This is a genomic window from Kitasatospora sp. NPDC088264 (assembly GCF_040685715.1).
Classification (GTDB): Bacteria; Actinomycetota; Actinomycetes; order Streptomycetales; family Streptomycetaceae; genus Kitasatospora.
In genome coordinates this window covers 1-20,635 of sequence record NZ_JBFBIR010000043.1, presented here as the reverse complement: position 1 = coordinate 20,635, position 20,635 = coordinate 1, and the positions used below count along the sequence as shown (strand labels likewise).

Below are 20,635 nucleotides of genomic sequence, written 5' to 3'. Positions count from 1 at the left end.
ACGGCCTCCTGGTCTGGTCGACGGGCGGTGGTGGAGCGGTGCGGACCGGGTGTCAGCGGCGGATGCCGGTCGCGAACGGCAGGGTGTTGACGAAGGCCCGGTGGTGCTCGCGGTCGCACCACTCCAGCTTGAGGTAGCTCTTGCCGGCCGAGGCCCGGATGGTGCGCTTGTCCCGGGCCAGCGCGTCGGGGTTGCGCGAGGACACCGTGATGTAGCCGACCAGGTTCACGCCGGCCGCGCCGGAGGCCAGGTCGTCGCCGCGCTGGTCCACCCGGCCGGTGTGGGCCAGGTCGCGCGGGTCGACCGTCCGGTTCATCTTGGCCGCGCGGCTGGCCTCCGCCTCGTCGTTGGTCTTCTCGGTCAGCATCCGCTCGATCGCGACGTCGGTGGGCTCCAGGTCCATCGTCACCGCGACCGTCCGGATCACGTCCGGGGTGTGCACCAGCAGCGGCGCCAGGAAGTTGACCCCCACCGGAGTCAGCGGCCACTCCTTGATCCACGCGGTGGCGTGGCACCACGGCTCCCGGGTCGCCGACTCGCGGGTCTTCGCCTCCAGGTACTGCGGGTTGGTCGCGTCCAGTTCGGCCGGCCAGGCGTTGCGCCGGGACATCGCCTGGATGTGGTCGATCGGGTGGTCCGGGTCGTACATCGAGTGCAGCAGCGAGGAGAGCCGGGCCTGCCCCAGCGGCTGGCGCACCCGGATGTCCGCCTCCGCCAGCCGGGCGCAGATGTCGGTGAGCTCGCGCGCCATCACGGCCGCCAGCCCCTCGTCGTCCCGGGCCCGCCGGCCGGTCGCCGTACGGCCCATCGCGTGCGCCTCGGCCGCCAGGTCGCGGGTGTAGTGCATGCACGCGACCAGGTACGCCCGGTGCTGCTCCGAGGAGGTCGACACCATCGACTGCAACTGGTCGTACGAGTCCTGCAGCCAGCGCGGCGCGTCGTGGTCCCCGCGCCGCTCGACGTCCTTGGCGTGCGCGTCCGGGTCGGCCGGCAGCGTCCGGGCCAGGATCTGCAACCGGGTCACGAAGCCGTCCCCGTTGGCGACGTGCTTCAGCAGCGTGCCGAACCGGTCGACCAGCGCCTCCTGGTCCTCCGAGTCGCGCAGGCCTACACCCGGGCCCTCGATCTCGATCGCGGCCGTCACCGTCCGCCGCTCCAGGTGCATCAGCACCCCGACCTCGTCCGGCCCGAACGGCGCGGTCAGCCAGCGCAGCCGCCCCACCCCGGGCGGCGGGCCGACCTCCACCTCGCGGCCGTCCATCCGGGTCCCGGCGTCCATCACGTCCGAGCGCCACACCGACCGGCCGCTCCGCACCGTCCGGCGGTAGGTGCGGTTGATCTCCGCCCACTTGTAGAACGTCCGCCTGCGGTACGGCACGTACACCGCCGCGATGGCCACCATCGGCAGGCCGATCAGGCCGCCGATCCGCAGCGGCAGGATCGGCATCAGCAGGCCCCAGAGCATGCCGAGGAACGCCCCGAAGATGATCAGGACGATCTCGCCGGACTCCCGGTTGCGGCCGATCGGCGCGTTCGGGCGGGCCTTGCCGATCAGGTAGGTGCGGCGCTGGTGCACGTACGGCTGGGCGTACTGGGCTCCGTACTGGCCGAGCGGTTCACTGCTCACTTACCCGTCACCCTCCCTTCGCTGAGTTGCTGTCGCGGATCGGAACCGAGGTCTGCGGCGGCCCGGCCTGCGGTGGTGGCGCCGGCGTCCGCCCGGCGTGCGCGGCGATGCCCGGCGCGACGGAACCGCCGCCCGCACCCCCGCCGCCGCCACCCGCGCCGACCGGCCCGCGGTCACCGTGGGTGGTGATGCCCTGCTTCATCAGGTTCGCGGTGCCGTTGATCATCGCCGATCCGGCCGACACCGCGCTCGCCCGGGCATGGCGCATGTTCATGATCTCGTCGCCGAAGCCCGGCACGAAGCGGTACACCGCGGCACTCGCGAAGATCGACAGGAACAGGATCGCCAGCCCCGACAGCACCCGCGCGAAGTCGTCGCTGGCCCCGGCACCCGTCGCCACCGCACCCGCCAGGCCCAGGATGACCACGATGATCGGCTTCGCCAGGTCCACCGCCACCATCACCCCCGCCCACCGGCGCACGTGCTTCCACAGCTGCTTGTCCACCAACCCCGCGTACACCGCCGTACCCAGCAGCGCGCCCACGTACAGCATCGCCGCCCGGATCAGCAGCTCGATCCAGAGCACCGCCGCCGCCAGCACCGCCACCAGCGACACGATGATCAGGATCAGCGGGCCACCGCCCATGTCACCCTTCTCCAGGGTGTCGGCGAACGCGCCCAGGTACGACCCGGTGTCCGACTTCGTCCCCACCGCGATCGCCTTGGTCAGCCCGTCCGTCACGCTCACCACGGTGTAGAGGATCAGCGGCGTGAACGCGGACGCCACGACGGTCAGCCACAGGAAGCCGATCGCCTCCGTGAACGCCGTCGCCAACGGCGCCCCCCGCACCGCCCGCTTCGTCACCGCCAGCAGCCACAGCACCAGCGTGATCACCGTCGACACGGCGAACACCACCGCGTACTGCTGCAGGAACGACGCATTGGTGAAGTCCACCTGCGTCGTCCCGTCGATCGCGCTCGACAGCTTCCGCACCACCCAAGCCGCCGCCTGGGCACACCCCTTGGCCAACGACCCCAACGGATCGGTCACACTCCCGACGGTCCCACTGCCCGGGAGCGAGCCGGATCCGCCCGGAGCGCAGTAGACGTCGTTACCGGGCAGGGGAACACCCGGGCAACTCGTATTGGTCGCCCCTGAGGTCGGGGTCGGCGACGGCTCAGCCATGGCGCGGTGGGCCGTCAGGACCACCGTGAGGACGCCGAACAGCGCCCCGCCGGCCAGGCGACTCATGCCCCGCCGTACGAAACCGGAACAACCGTCAGCGGGCATAACGGAAGCCTCCGAACTGCTCGACGGCACCAGTGATCTCCTCGGCGGTTGCGGCCTGCTGGTCCGGCGGAACCGGCGCCGGACCGGCTGCTCGGCTGAAGTCGGTGAGTTTCCAGTCCGTCCCGGTCCACCGCAGGCTGAGTGTCAGGGTGAACCACTCCTCGGACACCGGCCTGGTGGAACGCTCGCCGGCCAGTCCGAACAACCCGGTGCACCAGACGTCGACCTTGACGCTCTCCGCGGTGTAACTGCTGCTCTTGGTCCCGACCGGGACGGTCCGGCTGACGAACGCCATCCCCTTGGGCGGCTGTCCCTGGGCATCGACCCCGAACCTGGCCGCCGTCTCGGGAGAGAACCCCTGGTCCAGGCGGCTCTGCAGGCCGGAGACCGCGCCCGGGTCGGCGATGGTGGCGACGATGGCGTGGCGGCTGTCGGCGCGGAACATGTCGGCGGAGCCGATCGCCACCGCGTAGTTGGCGGCGGCGGACTGGGCGCCCTGGTCGGTGTGCGGGTAGCCGGATCCGATGCCGTTGGTGGTGGTGCCGACGGGCTGGTCGCCGCTGGGGGCGGGGCCGGCGCCGGCGGGCGCGGTGGGGGCGGCGTGGTCGGCGGAGCGGCCGGTGCTGCCGGGGTCGGGTTTGTCGCGGTTGGCGATGGCGATGGCCACGACGAGCAGGGTGACGACGACGAGGACGGTCAGCAGGGTGCGGAGCGGTCGGGCCTGACGCGGGGTCGGCTGGGAGGAGGGCTGTTCGCCGACCGGCAGCCGCGTACGGGTGTGCGGCTGGTCGTCGGACAACGGCACGGCGGCCCTCCTGGTGCGGGGAGCCGGGGGGCTCCGGGGGCCCTCCGCCGGGGGCGGGCGCGGACGGAGGGTGGGAACGGGGGGTGGACTGCTGGCAGGTGGGCTCGGGGCGGTCCGGACGGGGACCTGGCCCCGGGGCGGGCGGGCCTGGCTACTGCTGTCCGATCGTCAGATCGCCATGCCGTAGACAATGGTGAACAGAGTGCCGAGTGATCCAATGATGAACACGCCGGTCAGACCGGCGACGATCAGCCCCTTGCCCTGTTCGGCGCCGAAGCTGTCGCGCATCGCGGTCGCACCGATCCGCTGTTTGGCCGCCCCCCAGACGGCGATGCCGAGGCAGATGAGGATGGCGACGGCCATGATGACCTCGACCATCACCCTGGCCTCCGACCCGAGGGTCGCGAACGGGCCCCAGTCCGGGGCGATCCCGCCGATGATGGTGTCGATATTCGGCTTCTTTGGAGGGTCCTCGGCCAGGTGGCCGATCGCGTTCGTGTGCACGCTGCTCAGGTTCATTTCCATCTCACCGCCCGATCAGGCAAATTCAAGGGCCCTGACCCCGCCCGCGCGAAGGGTCGGTACCTATTCTTGGCCAGATCTGATGTCGACTTGGCTACTTCTCGCGGATTGGTCGTGAGGCACCGGGCACGTACGCGAGGATGTCCACCGTACGAAGGATAGCGCTCACTCTTTGTATCTCTGATGATTGCGGTGAGCAACGCCTTCCGGAACACTTCGACTGACGATTCGTCGGGATGGTGCTGATGGTACTCCGGAAGGCCGGTACGGCCGCCGCCGCTGCGGGAGTTGTGACGTTCGGGTTGCTCGGTTTGGTGACGGTGGGGACGTTCGCGGCGAGTGGGACGCCGCAGCAGTCGGCGAATCGCGCCGCACTCTCGCCGGGGACGGTCCCGGCGGCGTTCCAGGCGCCGATCCAGCAGTGGGGCGCGCTCTGCCCGGAGATCTCGCCGCCGATGCTCGCGGCACAGCTCTACCAGGAAAGCGGTTTCGATCCGAAGGCCCAATCGGGCGTCGGGGCACAGGGAATGGCGCAGTTCATGCCCGATACCTGGGCGGCGTACGGCACGGACGCCAATGGGGACGGCAAGAAGGACGTCTGGGACCCGCTGGACGCGATCGCCTCGGCGGCCACCTTCGACTGCGCGCTCGCGAAGGACGTCGCCAAGGTCCCGGGCGACCGGCAGGCCAACCTGCTGGCCGCCTACAACGCCGGCCCGTACGCGGTGACCAAGTACAACGGGGTGCCGCCGTACAAGGAGACCCAGGGCTATGTGAGGAACATTCAGGCGATGGCCCGCAGCTTCTCGGTGCCCACGGCGCCGGTGGAGGTGTCCGGGCAGTCGGCCGGGGCGATCTACTTCGCGCAGAGCAAGCTCGGGACGCCGTACCTGTGGGGCGGGGAGGGGCTGCCCTCGCAGAACGGGCGGTTCGACTGCTCGGGCCTGACCCAGGCGGCGTACGCCAGCGTGGGCATCACGCTGCCCCGGGTGGCGAACGACCAGTGGTACGCCGGGCCGCACCCGTCGCGCGACCAGCTGCGGCCGGGCGACCTGGTGTTCTGGGCGACGGACCTGAACGATCCGCGGAGCATCCACCACGTCGGGATCTACGTCGGCGGCGGTTACATGATCAACGCGCCGCACACCGGCGCGGTGATCCGCTACGACAAGATCGACACCAGGGAGTACATCGGCGCGACCCGGGTCACCTCGGACGGCGCCCAGGCGCTGCCGGCCCGCAACGCGGACGGCTCCGTGAGCGCCCCGAGCCGCCCGGGCTCGACGGCGCCGACCGGCCCGACCGGCCCGACCGCGGCGACCACCCCTTCGGCCCCGGTGGCCCCGGTGGCCCCGGCAGCCCTGGTGAGCCCCGGCAGCGCCGCCACCCGGCCCGCCGCCGGACCGCCCGTGGCCGCCGCGCCGCCCGCCCCGACCGGCCCGGACCCCGCCGGGGCGGGGCCGCCGGCGGCGAAGAACTGAGCCGCCCGTGGCCCCGAGGTGTGAGTGCCCTGTGGACGCTGAGTCAAGTTTCCATAACCGCGCGTTTCCGTGGAACGCTGTGCCCCGGCGATGACGTTGGTCCCGATGGCCCACCGTCAGCTTCCCGCGCCGGGAAGGGCCCCGACCGGATCGAACAGCTGCAGCGGACCAGAAGGAGGTGCGGCGTGTCGACGCCGCTTGCCGACACGACCAACCCCGACCTCGGCCTGCTCTACGCCGTCAACGGACTGGCCAAGCGCTCCCCGCAGTGGCTGGACCACCTGGTCTCGTGGATCGGTGAGTACGGCATCCTGATCGGCCTGGCGATGCTGGGCCTGGTGGCCTGGCTGCAGGCGAGACGCCGCCCGGACGCGCCGGTGGCCGTCGCCGGGCTGCTCTGGGTGCCGCTCTCCGTCGCCATCGCCGAGCTGGCCAACCTGCCGATCGCCGCGATCGTGAACCGTCCGCGCCCGTTCGTCGACCACAGCGGGCTGCTGGTGCTGGTGGACGGCAAGGCAGGCACCCACTCCTTCGTCAGCGACCACTCGACCATGACGATGGGCGTGGCGGTGGCGCTGTTCCTGGTGAACCGGCGGCTCGGCTGGATCGCCGGGGGCCTGGCCCTGTTGCAGGGCTTCTGCCGGATGTTCATGGGCGTGCACTACCCGACCGACGTGATCGGCGGCTTCGCGCTCGCCGCCGCGGTGGTGCTGCTGCTGGCGCCGATCGCGATGGCGGTGCTCGTCCCGCTCTGCCACGCGCTGGGCCGGACCGCCCTCGCCCCACTGATCCGGGCGCCGGAGCGCGCCGGCGGCGGCCCGCGCGGCCGGCGGCGCGGGCGCGAGCGCGGGGCGGTGCGCTCCGAGGAGCAGCCGCCGGAGTCCGATCTGGCCGCGTGAGCCGCCCGGTCCGGCTACCCCGGTCCGCCGCCGCTCTCCGCGAGCGCGAGGTGGTCGTCCCCCTCGCGCCGGACCAGGTCGCGCGAGCGGCGGGCCGGTGAGAACCAGCCGCAGCTGCAGGTCGCGAAGGCGAAGGAACCGCGCTCGCTGACCGCGACGCGGTGTTCGGGCATCCGGGCGGTGCCGGGGGAGGCCGGCAGCTCACTGTGCACGTGGTTCACCGTAACGCGCCGGGCGCCGGGCGCGCGATGCCGTCCACAAGACCTCTTCCGCGTAACCCTTCGCGGCTCAACTCGTTTGCCCGGAAAGAGCTCTGTTCACCTGGTGGTGTCGGCAGGGCAGTCGGGCCCGAGGGGGTTGTCGCGAGGATGAAGATGACCGACCAGCAGCGTGGCGGACGGCCGGGGCGCCGTCCGCGGCCGCATCTGCGTTCGGCGGCCAGGGCCGCCCTGCTCGCCGCCGCCCTGGCCGGCCTGTCCGCCGGCTGCGCGGCCGGCTCCGGTGGCGGCTCCTCCGACCAGCAGTCGGGTGCCCCCGACCAGCTCGCCGCGGACCCGCTGACGGCGGTGCGCAACACCGCCGACATCACCGGCCGCACCGGCTCCGCGCACACCGCCACCGAGTTGGTCACCGAGTCGTCCGAGAAGAAGGCCGTCTTCACCGGGACGGGCGGCTACGACTACGTGAAGCGGATCGGCCGACTGGAGGTCCAGGTGCCGCCGGGCGCGGCGACCACCGGGAAGATCGTCGAGGTGGTCCTGCCGGGCACCGTCTACCTGCAGAACAGCGGCGCCAAGGTGCCCGAGGGCAAGTGGGTCAAGCTGGACGTGCGCCAGCTGCCGGACGGCAACCTGGTCAGCAGCGGCGCCACCGACCCGGCCTCGGCGGCGGGCGCCCTGCGCGGGGCGCAGAAGGCGGACGCGGTCGGCACCGAGACCGTCGACGGGGTGGCGCTGCACCACTACCGCGGCACCCTGGACCTGGCCAAGGCGGCCGACGCGACCGGCGGCCGCGGCGGGGACGGCCTGCGGATGGGGGCCCAGACCTTCACCGTGAAGGAGGTCCCGTACGACGCCTGGCTGGACGACCAGGGCCGGCTGCACAAGGTGGTCGAGGTGTTCACCTTCGCCGGGGTGGCCGGTTCGAAGGAGGCCAAGGACCAGGTGAAGGTGACGTCGACCACCTCGGTGACGGACTTCGGCAAGCCGGTGGAGGCGGCCGAGCCGCCGGCCTCGGACATCTACGCGATGAAGCCCTCGGAAAGTCCGAAGTAGGCCGCCGGGGCAGGGCTCCGGCGCCGGGGCGAACCGGGGCGCCGCCGGAGCGGGTGGCCGCCCGGGGAGCGGCGGTCACCCGTTTCGGCGGCGTCGAGATGGCCCGTCCGTGCCATGTGGACGGGCTCCGAAGTGCCTAGGCTGGACGTCGGGTGGCTGCCGCCCGGGCTGGCGAGGCACTGAAGGGGTGGTGCAGGTGGTGTCGTCCACGGGCGGCCGCAGCGGCGGCCACGACGACGCGGCCCTCGACGAGATCGATCTGGCCGGCGAGCTGATGATCGCCGCGACGGCCAGCACCGGCGACCGGCTGCCGACCGAGCGGATCGACGAGGTGCTGCTCGACCGGACCGAGCCGGGGCGGACCGACGGCGAGGCCTGGCGGCAGGCCGACGGGTAGGGCGTTCGCGGCTCGGGGGTGTCGGCGACCGGGGGCGTGCGCGGCCCGGACCCGCTCGCCCGGCCCGGCCTCAGCTGCGCAGCAGCCGGCCGATCGCGGCCGTGGCCTCCGCGACCTTGGCGTCGAGTTCGGCACCGCCCTCCTCGGCGGCGGCCGCGACGCAGTGCCGCAGGTGCTCCTCCAGCAGGGACAGCGCGAAGGACTGCAGCGCTTTGGTGCCGGCCGAGACCTGGGTGAGCACGTCGATGCAGTAGACGTCCTCGTCGACCATGCGCTGGAGGCCCCGGATCTGGCCCTCGATCCGGCGCAGCCGCTTGAGGTGGGCGTCCTTCTGCGCGCTGTAGCCGTGCGGACCGTGCCCGCCCTGATGTCCTGCGGCGGCCGCGGGGGCGGCGGGTGCGTCGGCCTGCGCGTCGGTGCCGTGCCCGTGGTCCGGCTCGGTGCGCGCTTGCGTCGTGGTCATCGGCCCGCCTTCGTCTGGATGCCTGGTGGCTGCGTCGGCCACCAGTGTCCAACACCGGGGCCGTCCGTGGTGTTCCGACGGCCGACGCGGCATGTGCCGAAGGGTTCCGGACGGGTTCCGGACGGTTTGCGAACGGGTTCCGGATGGTCTGCGAACGGGCTGCGGGCGGGCCGCCGCGCGGTTCACCCGTCTGAGCGGCGCCCCCGTCTTCCGTACGTACCACGGGGACAATCCGGGCGAGGTTCCGTCAGACTGGGGGCTCACGTCCGCACCTGGGTGTGCGGTCCGGGTCAGCTGGTGCGGCAGCCGAACGGAAGAGGAGGTTCCGCCTCCACCATCACCACCCCGTTTGCGCGATTGCGCTTGGTTGCACCTAGCATCGTTCAGTCCCTACCCCGCACATCGGAGATTTCCGTGCGTTTTAGCCTGACCCCGAAGGAGACGAGCTTCTACGACATGTTCTCTGCCGCCGCGGAGAACCTCGTCGTCGGTTCGAAGCTCCTGCTGGAACTGCTGGGATCAGACGTGTCGGCCCGCGCGGAGATCGTCGAGCGCATGCGCGCCGCCGAGCACGCCGGGGACGACACCACCCATGCCGTGTTCCACCAGCTGAACTCGTCCTTCATCACGCCCTTCGACCGCGAGGACATCTACAACCTCGCCTCGTCGCTGGACGACATCATGGACTTCATGGAGGAGGCCGTCGACCTGGTCGTCCTCTACGACATCCAGACGCTGCCGAAGGGGATCGAGCAGCAGATCGAGGTGCTGGCCCGGGCCGCCGAGCTCACCGCCGAGGCGATGCCGAACCTGCGCAGCATGTCGAACCTCACCGAGTACTGGATCGAGGTCAACCGGCTGGAGAACCAGGCCGACCAGATCCACCGCAAGCTGCTCGCCCACCTGTTCTCCGGCCAGTACGACGCCATCGAGGTGCTCAAGCTCAAGCAGGTCGTGGACGTTCTTGAGGAGGCGGCGGACGCGTTCGAGCACGTCGCCAACACGGTGGAGACCATCGCCGTCAAGGAGTCCTGACCCTCGTGGACATGGCAGCACTCATCGCCGTCGTCGGCGTTGCGTTCTTCTTCACCTACACCAACGGCTTCCACGACTCCGCGAACGCGATCGCCACCTCGGTCTCCACCCGGGCGCTGACCCCCAGGGCCGCGCTGGCGATGGCCGCGGTGATGAACCTGGCCGGCGCCTTCCTCGGCAGCGGCGTGGCGCACACCGTCTCCCAGGGGATCATCGAGACCCCCACCGGCGACCGGGGCATGGTGATCCTGTTCGCCGCACTGGTCGGGGCGATCGCCTGGAACCTGGTCACCTGGTACTTCGGCCTGCCGTCCTCCTCCTCGCACGCGCTGTTCGGCGGCATGGTGGGCGCGGCCATGGCCGGCGGCATCGACGTGATCTGGGGCGGCGTCCTCGACAAGATCGTCATCCCGATGATCGTCTCGCCGGTGGTCGGCCTGGTCGGCGGCTTCCTGGTGATGCTGGCGATCCTGTGGATCTTCCGCCGGGCCAACCCGCACAAGGCCAAGCGTAACTTCCGGGTCGCCCAGACCGCCTCGGCCGCCGCGATGGCGCTGGCGCACGGTCTGCAGGACGCGCAGAAGACCATGGGCATCGTGGTGATGGCGCTCACCATCTCCGGCCACCACTCCGGCGAGGGCATCCCGGTGTGGGTGAAGATCTCCTGCGCCACGATGCTCTCGCTGGGCACCTACGCGGGCGGCTGGCGGATCATGCGGACGCTCGGCCGCAAGATCATCGAGCTGGATCCGCCGCAGGGCTTCGCCGCCGAGGCCACCGCCGCGACGGTCATGTACGTCACCTCGTTCGTCTTCAAGGCTCCGATCTCCACCACCCACGTGATCACCGCGGCGATCATGGGCGCGGGAGCCACCAAGCGGATCCGCGCGGTGCGCTGGGGCGTCGCCAAGAACATCGTGCTCGGCTGGTTCATCACGATGCCGGCGGCCGCCATCGTCGCAGCGCTGGTGTACTGGTTCGCCCACCTGTTCTGGGGCTGACCGGCCCCGCACGTGACAGGGCCCGCCCCCACATCTCGGGGGCGGGCCCTTCTTCATGCTCCACGGCGGCACCGCCATGCAGCACCGCGGAGCAGCCTGTGTGCTCGCCGTTCGCCTCCGGACACCGCGGTCCGTCGGCTCGTGGCGGGGGTACGGCCTAGCCGAAGCGGCCGGAGATGTAGTCCTCGGTCGCCTGGACCGACGGGTTGGAGAAGATCCGCTGGGTGTCGTCCAGCTCGACCAGCTTGCCCGGCTGGCCGACGCCGGCCAGGTTGAAGAAGGCGGTGCGGTCGCTGACGCGGGCCGCCTGCTGCATGTTGTGGGTCACGATGACGATGGTGAACTGCGACTTGAGCTCGCCGATCAGGTCCTCGATCGCGAGGGTGGAGATCGGGTCGAGCGCGGAGCAGGGCTCGTCCATCAGCAGGACCTGCGGCTCGACCGCGATGGCGCGGGCGATGCACAGCCGCTGCTGCTGGCCGCCGGAGAGGCCGGCCCCCGGCTTGTTCAGCCGGGTGTGAACCTCGTTCCAGAGGTTGGCGCCCTTCAGCGAGCGCTCGACCACCTCGTCCAGGACGGACTTCTTGCGCACGCCCGCGAGCTTGAGCCCGGCGATCACGTTGTCGTAGATCGACATGGTCGGGAACGGGTTCGGGCGCTGGAAGACCATCCCGACCGAACGGCGGACGGCGACCGGGTCGACGTTCGAGGCGTAGAGGTTCTCGTCGTCCAGGAGGACCTTGCCCTCGACCCGGGCGCCGGGGATCACCTCGTGCATCCGGTTGAGGGTGCGCAGGAAGGTGGACTTGCCGCAGCCGGAGGGGCCGATGAAGGCGGTCACCGAGCGGGGTTCGATGCTCATCGAGATGTCCTCGATGGCCTTGGTGGTGCCGTAGTAGGCGGACAGTCCGCTGACGTCGATGCGCTTGGCCATGATCGTTGCTTCTCTCGTCTGTCTTCGTACGTCAGTCGGTCGCTCAGTGTCCGCCCTTGGGCGAGCGCCAGCGTGCGATGCCCCGGGCGATGAGGTTGAGCCCCATCACGAAGGCGATCAGCACCAGCGCGGCGCCCCAGGCGCGGGCGTAGCCGAAGTCGTTGTTGACCACCGAGTACTGCTGCCAGATGTACATCGGCAGGGACTGCTGCGGTCCGTCGAACGGGTTGCTGTTGATGGCGTCGGCGCCGAAGACCAGCATCAGCACCGGGGCGGTCTCGCCCGTGATGCGGGCGACCGCCAGCATCACGCCGGTGGTGATGCCGCCGATCGCGGTGGGGAGGACGATCCGCAGGATGGTCTTCCACTTCGGCACGCCGAGCGCGTACGAGGCCTCGCGCAGCTCGTTCGGGACGAGCTTGAGCATCTCCTCGGTGGACCGGACCACGACCGGCATCATCAGGATCGCCAGTGCGAGGCTGCCCGAGAAGCCCGAGTAGCTGAAGCCCAGGGCGATGTTCCAGAGCGAGAGGACGAACAGACCGGCGACGATCGACGGGATGCCCGTCATGACGTCGACGAAGAAGGTGACGGTCTTGGCGAGCGTGCCGCGGCCGTACTCGACCAGGTAGACGGCGGTCAGCAGACCCACCGGGGCGGCCATTGCGGTGGCCAGGGCGACCTGCTGCATGGTGCCGAGCAGCGCGTGGTAGATGCCGCCGCCGGGGCCGGAGGCGATCACGCCCTTCATCGAGTGGCTCAGGAAGTTCCCGTTCACCACGCCGATGCCCTGCTGGACCGTGTAGACCGTCAGGGAGATCAGCGGGACGACGGCCAGGATGAAGGCGACCCAGACCACCGAGGTGGCGAACCGGTCCTTGGCCTGGCGGCGGCCCTCGACCTGGGCCGAGACGCCGTAGCTGACCAGCAGGAACAGCAGGGCCGAGATCAGGCCCCACTGCAGGTGGCTCTCCAGCCCCGCGGCGGCGCCGGTCCCGCAGCCGACCGCGATCGAGCCGACCGCGACGGCGGCCGGGGCCCACTTGGGCAGCCGGTTGGCGGTCAGGGACCGGCTGAGCGGCCGGGCGTCGGCCGTGACGGAAGTCGTTGCCGCGGTCATGCGTTGGCCCCCGAGTACTCCTTGCGGCGGGCGATGATCAGTCGCGCGGCACCGTTCACCAGCAGGGTGATGACGAACAGGACGAGGCCGGAGGCCATCAGGGCGTCGCGCCCGTTGTTGCCGGCCTCGGCGAACTTCAGCGCGATGTTCTGCGCGAAGGTGCCGCCGCCCGCGTCGAGGATGTGCAGCGAGAGCACGTTGCTCGCGGACAGCACCACAGCGACGGCGATGGTCTCGCCGAGCGCGCGCCCGAGGCCGAGCATCGAGGCCGAGATGATGCCGGGGCGGCCGAACGGCAGCACCGCGGTGCGGATCATCTCCCAGCGGGTCGCGCCGAGCGCGAGCGCCGCCTCCTCCTGCATCCGCGGCACCTGGCGGAACACCTCGCGGGAGACCGCCGTGATGATCGGCAGGACCATGATCGCCAGCAGGATGCCGACGGTGAACAGGTTGCGCGGGGTGCCGGTCTTGGTCTGGTCGAAGAGGTACGTCCAGCCGAGGTACTGGTTGAGCCAGCTGGTCAGGCCGTCCATGTGCGGGACCAGGAAGAGCGCGCCCCACAGGCCGTAGACGATGCTGGGGACGGCGGCGAGCAGGTCGACCAGGTAGGCGAACGGCTGGGCGATCTTCCGCGGCGCGTAGTGCGAGATGAACAGCGCGATCCCGATGGCCACCGGGACGGCGATCGTCATCGCGATGACGGCGCTGACGAGGGTGCCGAAGGCCAGGACGGCGATGCCGAAGACCGGCTTCGTGGCGTCCGGCGTCCACTCGAAGGTGGTGAGGAAGTTGCCCTCGTTGGTGCTGAGGGCCAGGCCCGCGCGCCAGGCCAGGAAGCCGGCGATCGCGGCCATGATGACCAGCAGCAGGATGCCCGAACCGCGGGCGAGGTTCATGAAGATCTTGTCGCCGAAGCGGCTGTCGCGCGGTCGGCGTTCCCTGCCTCGCGGGGCGGCAGGGGAGGATGAAGTCATTGTCTACTCCGGTCTGGTGGTGCCGCCCCGGAAGGGGGACGGCACCATGGCGGCGGTGCCCCGGACGTTGGTGCTGGGTCGGTGCGTTCCGGTGGGACGACCCCGGCCCCCCTCGCTCACGGGGCCGTCCCACCGGTGCTCCTGTCGGGTCAGGCCAGGGAGGAGACGGCGGCCTTGACCTTGTCGCTGATGGCGGCGGGGAGCGGGACGTAGCCCTTGTCGCCGATCGCCTTCTGCGCGGCGTCGCTGATGGCGTAGGTCAGGAAGGACTTCAGGTTCTCGAGGTTCTCCGGCTTGTTGCCCTTGTCGCAGGCGATCTCGTAGGTCACCAGGATGATCGGGTAGGCGTTGTCGGCCTTGGTCCCGTAGTCCAGGGAGAGGGCGAGGTCGCCGTCGGTGCCCACGACGGTGGAGGAGGCGAAGGTGAGGGCGGCGTTGGCCGCGGTCGCCTCGACGGGCTTGGCCGCACCGGTGGCGATCTTGGCGCTCTTGAGGTTGTTGCTCTGCGCGTAGGACAGCTCGGCGTAGCCGATGGAGTTCTTGACCTGCTTGATCTGCGCGGAGACGCCGGCGCTGCCCTGGGCGGACTGGCCGCCCTTGCCCTTCCACGCCTTGTCCGGCGCGGCGCTCCAGGCGCCACCGGAGGTCTTGGCGAAGTAGGAGGTGAGGTTGTACGAGGTCCCGGAGTCGTCCGAGCGGTGGACGGTCTGGATCTCGGCGTCCGGCAGCTGCACGCCCGGGTTCAGGGCGGCGATCGCGGGGTCGTTCCACTTGGTGATCTGCGAGTCGAAGATCTTGGCGGAGGTCGGGCCGTCCAGGACCAGGTTGTCGACGTTGTCGACGTTGTAGACCAGCGAGACGAGACCCGCGACCAGCGGCAGGTCGATCGCCTTGCCGCCGGTGCAGACCGTCTTGGAGGTGTCGACGTCGGCGGGCTTGAGCGCGAAGTCGGTGCCGGCGAAGGCGACCTTGCCCTGGTTGAACTGCTGCACACCGGCGCCGGAACCGCCACCGCTGTAGTTGACGGTGGTGCCGGAGCAGGACGCGCCGTAGGTGGTCTTCCACACGTCGATCGCGTTGGCCTGAGCCGTCGAGCCCGCAGCGAGCAGCGTCCCGCCCTTGCCACAGTTGACCGCGGCGGCCGAAGCGGAGCCGCTGGAGCCACCGGCGGCCTTGGCACCGTTGTCGTCCGAGCCGCAGGCAGCGAGCGACAGCGAGCTGACGAGCGCCATGGCACCGATGGCGAGGGCCTTGGAGCGGCCGTTCCGCTGGAGCTTCACAGGGGTGTCCCTTTCTGTGGCATTGCCCGTCGCGCGGGCCGTGCGAGGACGGCGGGCGCGGGTTCTGCTGTGGTCCGGGGCCCGTTCGGCCCTCCGGTAAACCCGAAGTTAGGCCGGGTAGGTGACACGACAGCCGGTCACAAGTGAACGGAGAGTGAACCTCGAAAGGATGACAGGAAACTACGCCAGGTAGTCACGGTTGCGTCACGGCGAGGGCGCGACGAGATCACTTCCACCGTCCCGTCACCGAGGGTGATCACTCGCCCGTACGGGCTTCGCACCCAGGATCGCCAGCAGGGCGTCGACCAGCAACCGGTCGCGGTCGTGCGTCAACCGGGCGCGGGCCTTTCCGGCGGGCAGCCACTCCAGCCGGTCCACCTCGCGGTTCGGCCGGAACGCCCCGCTCGACGGCACCGCCGCCCAGTAGCGCACCTCCTTCGGCCGGCCCTGCGCCAGGTAGTGCTGGGCCGGCAGCTCCGGACCGAGCAGGCAGGCGAACCCGGTCTCCTCGCGCACCTCGCGCAGCGCCGCCGCGACCACTCCCTCCCCCGGGTCGAGCTTGCCCTTCGGCAGACTCCAGTCGTCGTACTTGGGCCGGTGGATCACCGCGATCCGCGGCCGCCCCAGCCGGCCGCTCTTCTTCGGCCGTCCCGGCAGCCACAGCACCGCACCCGCCGCCAGGATCACCCGGGCGTGCCCCGCCCCGGTCGCGGGTGCGTCCGCTGCCGGCCCGGTGCTCAGGCGATCGCGCAATTCAGGCCGTCCGTGGTGCGGGGGAATGCCCCCAGCCCTCGGCAGGGGGGAGGTCCGGCCAGCCGTCCAGGCCGGGCGGGAGGTCGGACCACCGGCGGCCGAAGGCGTACCGCGCCGCCTCCACCTCCAGTCGCTGATCAGCATGCACCACGCCCAGCACGTAGGCGGTCGCCGGGGTGATCCGCGGGGTCCGCGCGGCGGTGGCCGCGGTGACCGCGGCGTCCGCCGCCTCCTGGTGCCGGCCCAACACCCCGTCCAACTCGTCCAGTTCGGCGGACCCGCGACCGCACACCTCCAGCGCGTACCGGGCCCGCTTCACCAGGATGCGCGTCCGTGCCCACGGCGCGTCGTCGGCCGCCAGCGCCGTGTCCGCGTCCACCGCGCCGCGCGCCGCCGGGACGGCGCCCAGCCGGCGCAGCCCGTCACCTCCGTACGGCGTGGCCGCCCGGTGCAGCGGCAGCTGCTGGGCGCTCGCCGACAGCGCCGTGAACGCGGCGGCCGCCTGCGGCAGCAGCACCGCGGGCGCCCGGCCGCCCGCCGACTCCAGCAGCGGGGCGTCGCCGACCAGCAGCGTCATCCGGTCCGCCAGCGCGTGCAGCCGGGCCGACCGGAGCTCCTGGAGCACCGAGGAGTGCGCCCTGGTCCGGGCCAGGGTCAGCTGCCGGTCCAGCAGCGCCCGCGCCTTGGGCGCCCCGACGTGCCCGGCCAGCATGCCCGTCCCGTCCGGATCGCTGCCGCTCAGCGAGTCCAGCGCGCCCAGCAGCCGGGCCGAGCGGCGGACGTAACCGGGCTCCAGCGCCAGCAGGTTGAGCAGCCAGCGCAGCTCGGTGCGCGATTCCTGGGCCCAGGCCTGCTCGAAGACGGAGCCGAAGGTGTGCAGCAGCCCGCCGATCCGCCGGACCGCCCGCAGCAGGTCGGCGGTGCCGGCCGCCGGGACGACCGCGGCCGTCCCCGGTCTGGCGCCGACCTCGCCCACCGTCAGCGGCAGGGCGCGCAGGAACGCGCCGGCCTGGGCGGTGAGGTGGCTGGAGAGGATGTCCCCGGCGGTCGTGGTGGCGGCCGCCTGGGCCGTCATCGGCGCATCGGTCATGGCGTGGTAGATCCCCGTTCCCCCGGGTTCGTCCCCCCGGGGCTGGTGGCCGACCGCTGGAACCGGTCCCCTGCGGTTCCAGCGGCTCGCATCAGTGGTCGCGTCAGCGCGAGGCGGCGGCCCGGCGGCGCAGGCGCGAGTCGATCAGCAGATCCTGGACGTGCCGCAGCGGCCGGCTCTCGGCGTCCTGCGAGTGGCGGGTCCACGCGCCGTCCTGCCCCAGGTGCCAGGACTCGGTCTCGTCCGACATCCCGAGGTCGATCAGGCCGGACAGCTCGGCCCGGTGGGCCGGGTCGGTGATCCGCATCAGTGCCTCGATCCGGCGGTCCAGGTTGCGGTGCATCATGTCGGCGCTGCCGATCCAGACCTCCGGATCGCCGTTGTTGCCGAACACGAAGACCCGGGAGTGCTCCAGGAAGCGGCCCAGGATGCTGCGGACCCGGACGTTCTCGCTCAGCCCCGGCACGCCCGGCCGGATCGCGCAGATCCCGCGTACCCAGACGTCGACCGGCACGCCGGCCTGCGAGGCCCGGTACAGCGCGTCGATCACGGCCTCGTCGACGATCGAGTTGACCTTGATCTTCACGTACGCCGGCCGGCCGGCCCGGTGGTGGGCGATCTCGTTGTGGATCCGGGAGACCAGCCCGTCGCGCAGGCCGCGCGGGGCGGTCAGCAGGCGGCGGTAGGACTCCCGGCGCGAGTAGCCGGACAGCCGGTTGAAGAGGTCCGAGAGGTCGGCGCCGACCTGCGGGTCCGAGGTCAGCAGCCCCAGGTCCTCGTACAGCCGGGCGGTCTTCGGGTGGTAGTTGCCGGTGCCGACGTGCGAGTAGCGGCGCAGGGTGTCACCCTCCTGCCGGACCACCAGCGACAGCTTGCAGTGCGTCTTCAGCCCGACCAGGCCGTAGACGACGTGGCAGCCGGCCTCCTCCAGCTTGCGGGCCCACTTGATGTTGGCCTGCTCGTCGAAGCGCGCCTTGATCTCGACCAGGACCAGCACCTGCTTGCCCGACTCCGCCGCGTCTATCAGCGCGTCCACGATCGGCGAGTCGCCGGAGGTGCGGTACAGCGTCTGCTTGATCGCCAGGACGTCCGGGTCGGCGGCGGCCTGCTCCAGGAAGGCCTGCACCGAGGTGGAGAAGCTGTCGTACGGGTGGTGCAGCAGGACGTCCCGCTCGCGCATCGCGGCGAAGATGTCCGGCTGGGACGCCGACTCGACGTCCGTCAGCCCGCGGGCGGTGCCCGCCACGAACTTCGGGTACTTCAGCTCCGGGCGGTCCAGTTCGGCGATCCCGAACAGACCGGTCAGGTCGAGCGGACCGGGCAGCGGGAAGACCTCCGCCTCGGTGATGTTCAGCTCCCGCACCAGCAGGTCCAGGATGTAGGGGTCGATCGACTCCTCGACCTCCAGCCGCACCGGCGGGCCGAAGCGCCGCCGCATCAGCTCCTTCTCCAGGGCCTTGAGGATGTTCTCGGTGTCGTCCTCCTCCACCTCCAGGTCCTCGTTGCGGGTCACCCGGAAGGCGTGGTGGGCGAGCACCTCCATGCCCGGGAACAGCTCCTCCAGGTGCGCGCCCATCACGTCCTCCAGCGGGACGTAACGCTGCGGCGAGGCCTCCAGGAAGCGGGCCAGCGACTGCGGCACCTTCACCCGGGCGAAGTGCTTGTGCCCCGAGACCGGATTGCGCACCACCACGGCCAGGTTGAGCGAGAGCCCCGATATGTACGGGAAGGGGTGCGCCGGGTCGACCGCCAGCGGGGTGAGGACCGGGAAGATTTTCTGCCGGAACAGGGTGTGCAGCCGGGCCTGCTCCTTCTCGGCCAGCTCCGGCCAGCGGACCACCTCGATGCCCTCGGTGGCGAGGTCCGGCAGCACCTCCTGCTGGAAGGCGGCGGCGTGCCGCGCCATCAGCTCGCGCGAGCGGGTCCAGATCAGGTCCAGCACCTCGCGCGGCTGGAGGCCGGACGCGCTGCGCTGGGCGACGCCCGTCGCGATCCGGCGCTTCAGCCCGGCCACCCTGACCATGAAGAACTCGTCCAGGTTGCTCGCGAAGATGGCGAGGAACTTGGCCCGCTCCAGCAGCGGGATCCCAGGATCCTCGGCCAGCTCCAGGACGCGCTCGTTGAACGCGAGCCAACTGCGCTCGCGGTCCAGGAAGCGGCCCTGCGGCAGTGCGTCGAACTCCTGCTCGTCCTCGGCCGGCAGCTCGGGCGGTATCCCCAGCGCACCGGACATCCTGGCCGGCGGGGACAGCGAGGCAGAGACGGGGCGGGGGATGCTCATGGGCTCCAGCTCCTCCAGCAGCAGGACGTCGTCCGGACGCGAATGGCTCTGCGGGCCGTCGTCCTCGCCCAGGGCCAACGCCCACCCGCCGGGCGCGGTCCGTACAGGGCCGGCCGGCGCGTGGCGGTCGACTCTGCACGAGCGAGACACTACGGACTTCATCCTGTGATCTTCGCGGCAGCAATTGAATCCACGGTAAACACCGCATGGCCAGGAGGAAAGCTGAGTCGGTCGGGGCAAGGGCCGGTGACGTCCGGCCCCTTGCCCCGGACCGCCCGGAGCCGCTAGGTCCTGCCCGGTCCCGTAGGTCCTGTCCGGGTCCTAGGCCGCCTGGTCCTCGCGGTACTGGACGCGGTACATGAGGTCCACCTCGTGGATGGTGAACCCCAGTCGTTCATATACCCGCACCGCGGCCGGATTGTCGGCGTCGACGTAGAGCAGGACCGTCTCCAGTCCGCGCTCGCCGGCGTCCGAACCGGTCAGGTGACGCAGACCGGCAGCGGTCAGGGCACGGCCGAGACCGCTGCCCTGCTCCGCCGGGTCCACCCCGACCACGTAGACCTCGCCGAGCGCAGGCTCGGTGGCGGTGGCCGGGTGCACCTTGGTCCAGTGGAAGCCGACCACCTTGCCGCCCCGGGTGGCGAGGAAGAAGCCGGCCGGATCGAACCAGGGCTCGGCCAGCCGCTCGGCCAGGTCCCGCTCCGTCCAGGAGCCCTGCTCCGGGTGGTGGGCGAAGGCCAGCGCGTTCAACCGCAGCCACTCGGCGTCGTCCTCGCCGGGGCGGAAGGTCCGGAGCTCGACGCCCTCGGGGATGGCGACGGCCTCGGTCTGCGGCCCGCTGCGGCGCATCTGCCGCAGCTCGCGCACCAGCTCGGCCCCGTACCGGCCGGCCAGGTGCCGGGCCGCCGGGTGACCACCGTGCACCCAGAAGTCCACCGCGTCACGGCCGGCCCGGTGGGCCTGTGCCAGCACCGCGTCCACCAGCGGCCGGGCCAGGCCGCGGCCGCGGGCGGCCGGGTCGACCACCAGCTCGGCGGCGGGGTTGGCCCCGGGGCCCTCCGGGACTTCGAGCTGTCCGTAACCGACGGCGGCGCCGTGCTCGCTCTCGATGAAGTGGCTCACGCCGGGGCGCGGAGTGTCCGAGGAACGCAGCCGAAGCCGGCCCTGCTCGGACACGGCAGCCCGGCCGTCCACCGCCTGGGCGTCCGCCAGAACGCGCAGGGCGCCGTCGCGCTGCTCGGGGCGGAGCACACTGTTCGCAATGACCGCTGTCTGATCGTCCATGCCCCGACGATACGTCACCGGAAATGCAGAGAACCCCCATCCGGTTTCCCGGATGGGGGTTCTCTGTGAATGATTGTTCGGCGGCGTCCTACTCTCCCACAGGGTCCCCCCTGCAGTACCATCG

Annotated in this window: 20 protein-coding genes; 6 read left to right on the top strand and 14 right to left on the bottom strand. The window is 71.3% G+C overall.

Annotated features, from left to right (window positions below; all coding sequences use genetic code 11):
- Positions 1–52: 52 nt before the first annotated feature.
- The 4 genes from AB0O82_RS27185 to AB0O82_RS27170 form a co-directional block, all read right to left on the bottom strand.
- Positions 53–1,627, bottom strand: a complete 1,575-nt coding sequence (locus AB0O82_RS27185; protein WP_350885148.1) for an SCO6880 family protein — start codon at positions 1,625–1,627, stop codon at positions 53–55.
- Between the two features lie 7 nt (positions 1,628–1,634).
- Positions 1,635–2,813: a hypothetical protein gene (locus AB0O82_RS27180; RefSeq protein WP_363586589.1), complete on the bottom strand. Its 1,179-nt coding sequence runs from the start codon at positions 2,811–2,813 to the stop codon at positions 1,635–1,637.
- A 94-nt stretch (positions 2,814–2,907) separates the two neighbouring features.
- Positions 2,908–3,723, bottom strand: coding sequence for a hypothetical protein (locus AB0O82_RS27175; protein WP_363586550.1), 816 nt, complete (start codon positions 3,721–3,723; stop codon positions 2,908–2,910).
- 168 nt (positions 3,724–3,891) lie between these two features.
- Complete coding sequence (locus tag AB0O82_RS27170; protein WP_350885142.1) at positions 3,892–4,242, bottom strand: hypothetical protein; 351 nt, start codon at positions 4,240–4,242, stop codon at positions 3,892–3,894.
- A gap of 248 nt (positions 4,243–4,490) precedes the next feature.
- On the opposite strand from AB0O82_RS27170, the gene AB0O82_RS27165 reads away from it, so the two are divergent.
- Together AB0O82_RS27165 and AB0O82_RS27160 are read left to right on the top strand one after the other, a co-directional pair.
- Positions 4,491–5,726, top strand: coding sequence for a bifunctional lytic transglycosylase/C40 family peptidase (locus tag AB0O82_RS27165; RefSeq protein WP_363586588.1), 1,236 nt, complete (start codon positions 4,491–4,493; stop codon positions 5,724–5,726).
- A gap of 185 nt (positions 5,727–5,911) precedes the next feature.
- A complete protein-coding gene (locus AB0O82_RS27160; RefSeq protein ID WP_363586549.1) occupies positions 5,912–6,625 on the top strand; it encodes a phosphatase PAP2 family protein in 714 nt (237 codons plus the stop codon).
- 14 nt (positions 6,626–6,639) lie between these two features.
- Here AB0O82_RS27160 and AB0O82_RS27155 read toward each other — a convergent pair whose 3' ends face one another.
- Positions 6,640–6,837: a hypothetical protein gene (locus AB0O82_RS27155; protein WP_363586548.1), complete on the bottom strand. Its 198-nt coding sequence runs from the start codon at positions 6,835–6,837 to the stop codon at positions 6,640–6,642.
- Positions 6,838–6,999: 162 nt separating this feature from the next.
- On the opposite strand from AB0O82_RS27155, the gene AB0O82_RS27150 reads away from it, so the two are divergent.
- On the top strand, positions 7,000–7,899 hold the full coding sequence (locus AB0O82_RS27150) for a hypothetical protein (protein WP_363586547.1): 900 nt from the start codon (positions 7,000–7,002) through the stop codon (positions 7,897–7,899).
- A gap of 196 nt (positions 7,900–8,095) precedes the next feature.
- Positions 8,096–8,296 carry a hypothetical protein gene (locus tag AB0O82_RS27145; RefSeq protein WP_363586546.1) on the top strand — a complete coding sequence of 67 codons (201 nt, stop codon included), beginning with the start codon at positions 8,096–8,098 and terminating at the stop codon, positions 8,294–8,296.
- 70 nt (positions 8,297–8,366) lie between these two features.
- On the opposite strand, the gene AB0O82_RS27140 is transcribed toward AB0O82_RS27145, so the two are convergent.
- The gene (locus AB0O82_RS27140; protein WP_363586545.1) at positions 8,367–8,759 is read right to left on the bottom strand and encodes a metal-sensitive transcriptional regulator; all 393 of its coding nucleotides are present in this window, start codon (positions 8,757–8,759) and stop codon (positions 8,367–8,369) included.
- A 414-nt stretch (positions 8,760–9,173) separates the two neighbouring features.
- On the opposite strand from AB0O82_RS27140, the gene AB0O82_RS27135 reads away from it, so the two are divergent.
- Entirely contained in the window at positions 9,174–9,794 is a 621-nt protein-coding gene (locus AB0O82_RS27135; protein ID WP_063348282.1) for a DUF47 family protein, read from the top strand.
- 5 nt (positions 9,795–9,799) lie between these two features.
- Positions 9,800–10,795, top strand: coding sequence for an inorganic phosphate transporter (locus AB0O82_RS27130; RefSeq protein ID WP_063348283.1), 996 nt, complete (start codon positions 9,800–9,802; stop codon positions 10,793–10,795).
- Positions 10,796–10,952: 157 nt separating this feature from the next.
- Here the strand turns inward: AB0O82_RS27130 and pstB are convergent, their stop codons facing one another.
- The 8 genes from pstB to mshD all read right to left on the bottom strand — a co-directional run bounded on the left by pstB (position 10,953) and on the right by mshD (position 20,511).
- Entirely contained in the window at positions 10,953–11,729 is a 777-nt protein-coding gene (gene pstB / locus AB0O82_RS27125; RefSeq protein ID WP_063348284.1) for a phosphate ABC transporter ATP-binding protein PstB, read from the bottom strand.
- Positions 11,730–11,772: 43 nt separating this feature from the next.
- Positions 11,773–12,849: a phosphate ABC transporter permease PstA gene (pstA, locus tag AB0O82_RS27120; protein ID WP_363586544.1), complete on the bottom strand. Its 1,077-nt coding sequence runs from the start codon at positions 12,847–12,849 to the stop codon at positions 11,773–11,775.
- Entirely contained in the window at positions 12,846–13,823 is a 978-nt protein-coding gene (pstC, locus tag AB0O82_RS27115) for a phosphate ABC transporter permease subunit PstC (protein ID WP_363586543.1), read from the bottom strand. Before pstC ends, pstA begins: the two co-directional genes overlap by 4 nt.
- A gap of 149 nt (positions 13,824–13,972) precedes the next feature.
- Complete coding sequence (gene pstS / locus AB0O82_RS27110) at positions 13,973–15,103, bottom strand: phosphate ABC transporter substrate-binding protein PstS (protein ID WP_363586542.1); 1,131 nt, start codon at positions 15,101–15,103, stop codon at positions 13,973–13,975.
- Positions 15,104–15,346: 243 nt separating this feature from the next.
- The gene (locus AB0O82_RS27105; protein WP_363586587.1) at positions 15,347–15,769 is read right to left on the bottom strand and encodes an NUDIX hydrolase; all 423 of its coding nucleotides are present in this window, start codon (positions 15,767–15,769) and stop codon (positions 15,347–15,349) included.
- A gap of 88 nt (positions 15,770–15,857) precedes the next feature.
- On the bottom strand, positions 15,858–16,946 hold the full coding sequence (locus AB0O82_RS27100; protein WP_363586541.1) for a CHAD domain-containing protein: 1,089 nt from the start codon (positions 16,944–16,946) through the stop codon (positions 15,858–15,860).
- Between the two features lie 103 nt (positions 16,947–17,049).
- On the bottom strand, positions 17,050–19,227 hold the full coding sequence (locus AB0O82_RS27095; protein WP_363586586.1) for an RNA degradosome polyphosphate kinase: 2,178 nt from the start codon (positions 19,225–19,227) through the stop codon (positions 17,050–17,052).
- Between the two features lie 321 nt (positions 19,228–19,548).
- Positions 19,549–20,511, bottom strand: a complete 963-nt coding sequence (gene mshD, locus AB0O82_RS27090) for a mycothiol synthase (RefSeq protein ID WP_363586540.1) — start codon at positions 20,509–20,511, stop codon at positions 19,549–19,551.
- Positions 20,512–20,635 lie beyond the last annotated feature (124 nt).

Coding starts and splice junctions, on each gene's coding strand:
- AB0O82_RS27180 (WP_363586589.1), bottom strand. CDS start 2,813: ATGGCTGAGCCGTCGCCGACCCCGACCTCAGGGGCGACCAATACGAGT.
- AB0O82_RS27170 (WP_350885142.1), bottom strand. CDS start 4,242: ATGAACCTGAGCAGCGTGCACACGAACGCGATCGGCCACCTGGCCGAG.
- AB0O82_RS27165 (WP_363586588.1), top strand. CDS start 4,491: ATGGTACTCCGGAAGGCCGGTACGGCCGCCGCCGCTGCGGGAGTTGTG.
- AB0O82_RS27150 (WP_363586547.1), top strand. CDS start 7,000: ATGACCGACCAGCAGCGTGGCGGACGGCCGGGGCGCCGTCCGCGGCCG.
- AB0O82_RS27140 (WP_363586545.1), bottom strand. CDS start 8,759: ATGACCACGACGCAAGCGCGCACCGAGCCGGACCACGGGCACGGCACC.
- pstB (WP_063348284.1), bottom strand. CDS start 11,729: ATGGCCAAGCGCATCGACGTCAGCGGACTGTCCGCCTACTACGGCACC.
- pstA (WP_363586544.1), bottom strand. CDS start 12,849: ATGACCGCGGCAACGACTTCCGTCACGGCCGACGCCCGGCCGCTCAGC.
- pstC (WP_363586543.1), bottom strand. CDS start 13,823: ATGACTTCATCCTCCCCTGCCGCCCCGCGAGGCAGGGAACGCCGACCG.
- AB0O82_RS27100 (WP_363586541.1), bottom strand. CDS start 16,946: ATGACCGATGCGCCGATGACGGCCCAGGCGGCCGCCACCACGACCGCC.
- AB0O82_RS27095 (WP_363586586.1), bottom strand. CDS start 19,227: ATGAGCATCCCCCGCCCCGTCTCTGCCTCGCTGTCCCCGCCGGCCAGG.
- mshD (WP_363586540.1), bottom strand. CDS start 20,511: ATGGACGATCAGACAGCGGTCATTGCGAACAGTGTGCTCCGCCCCGAG.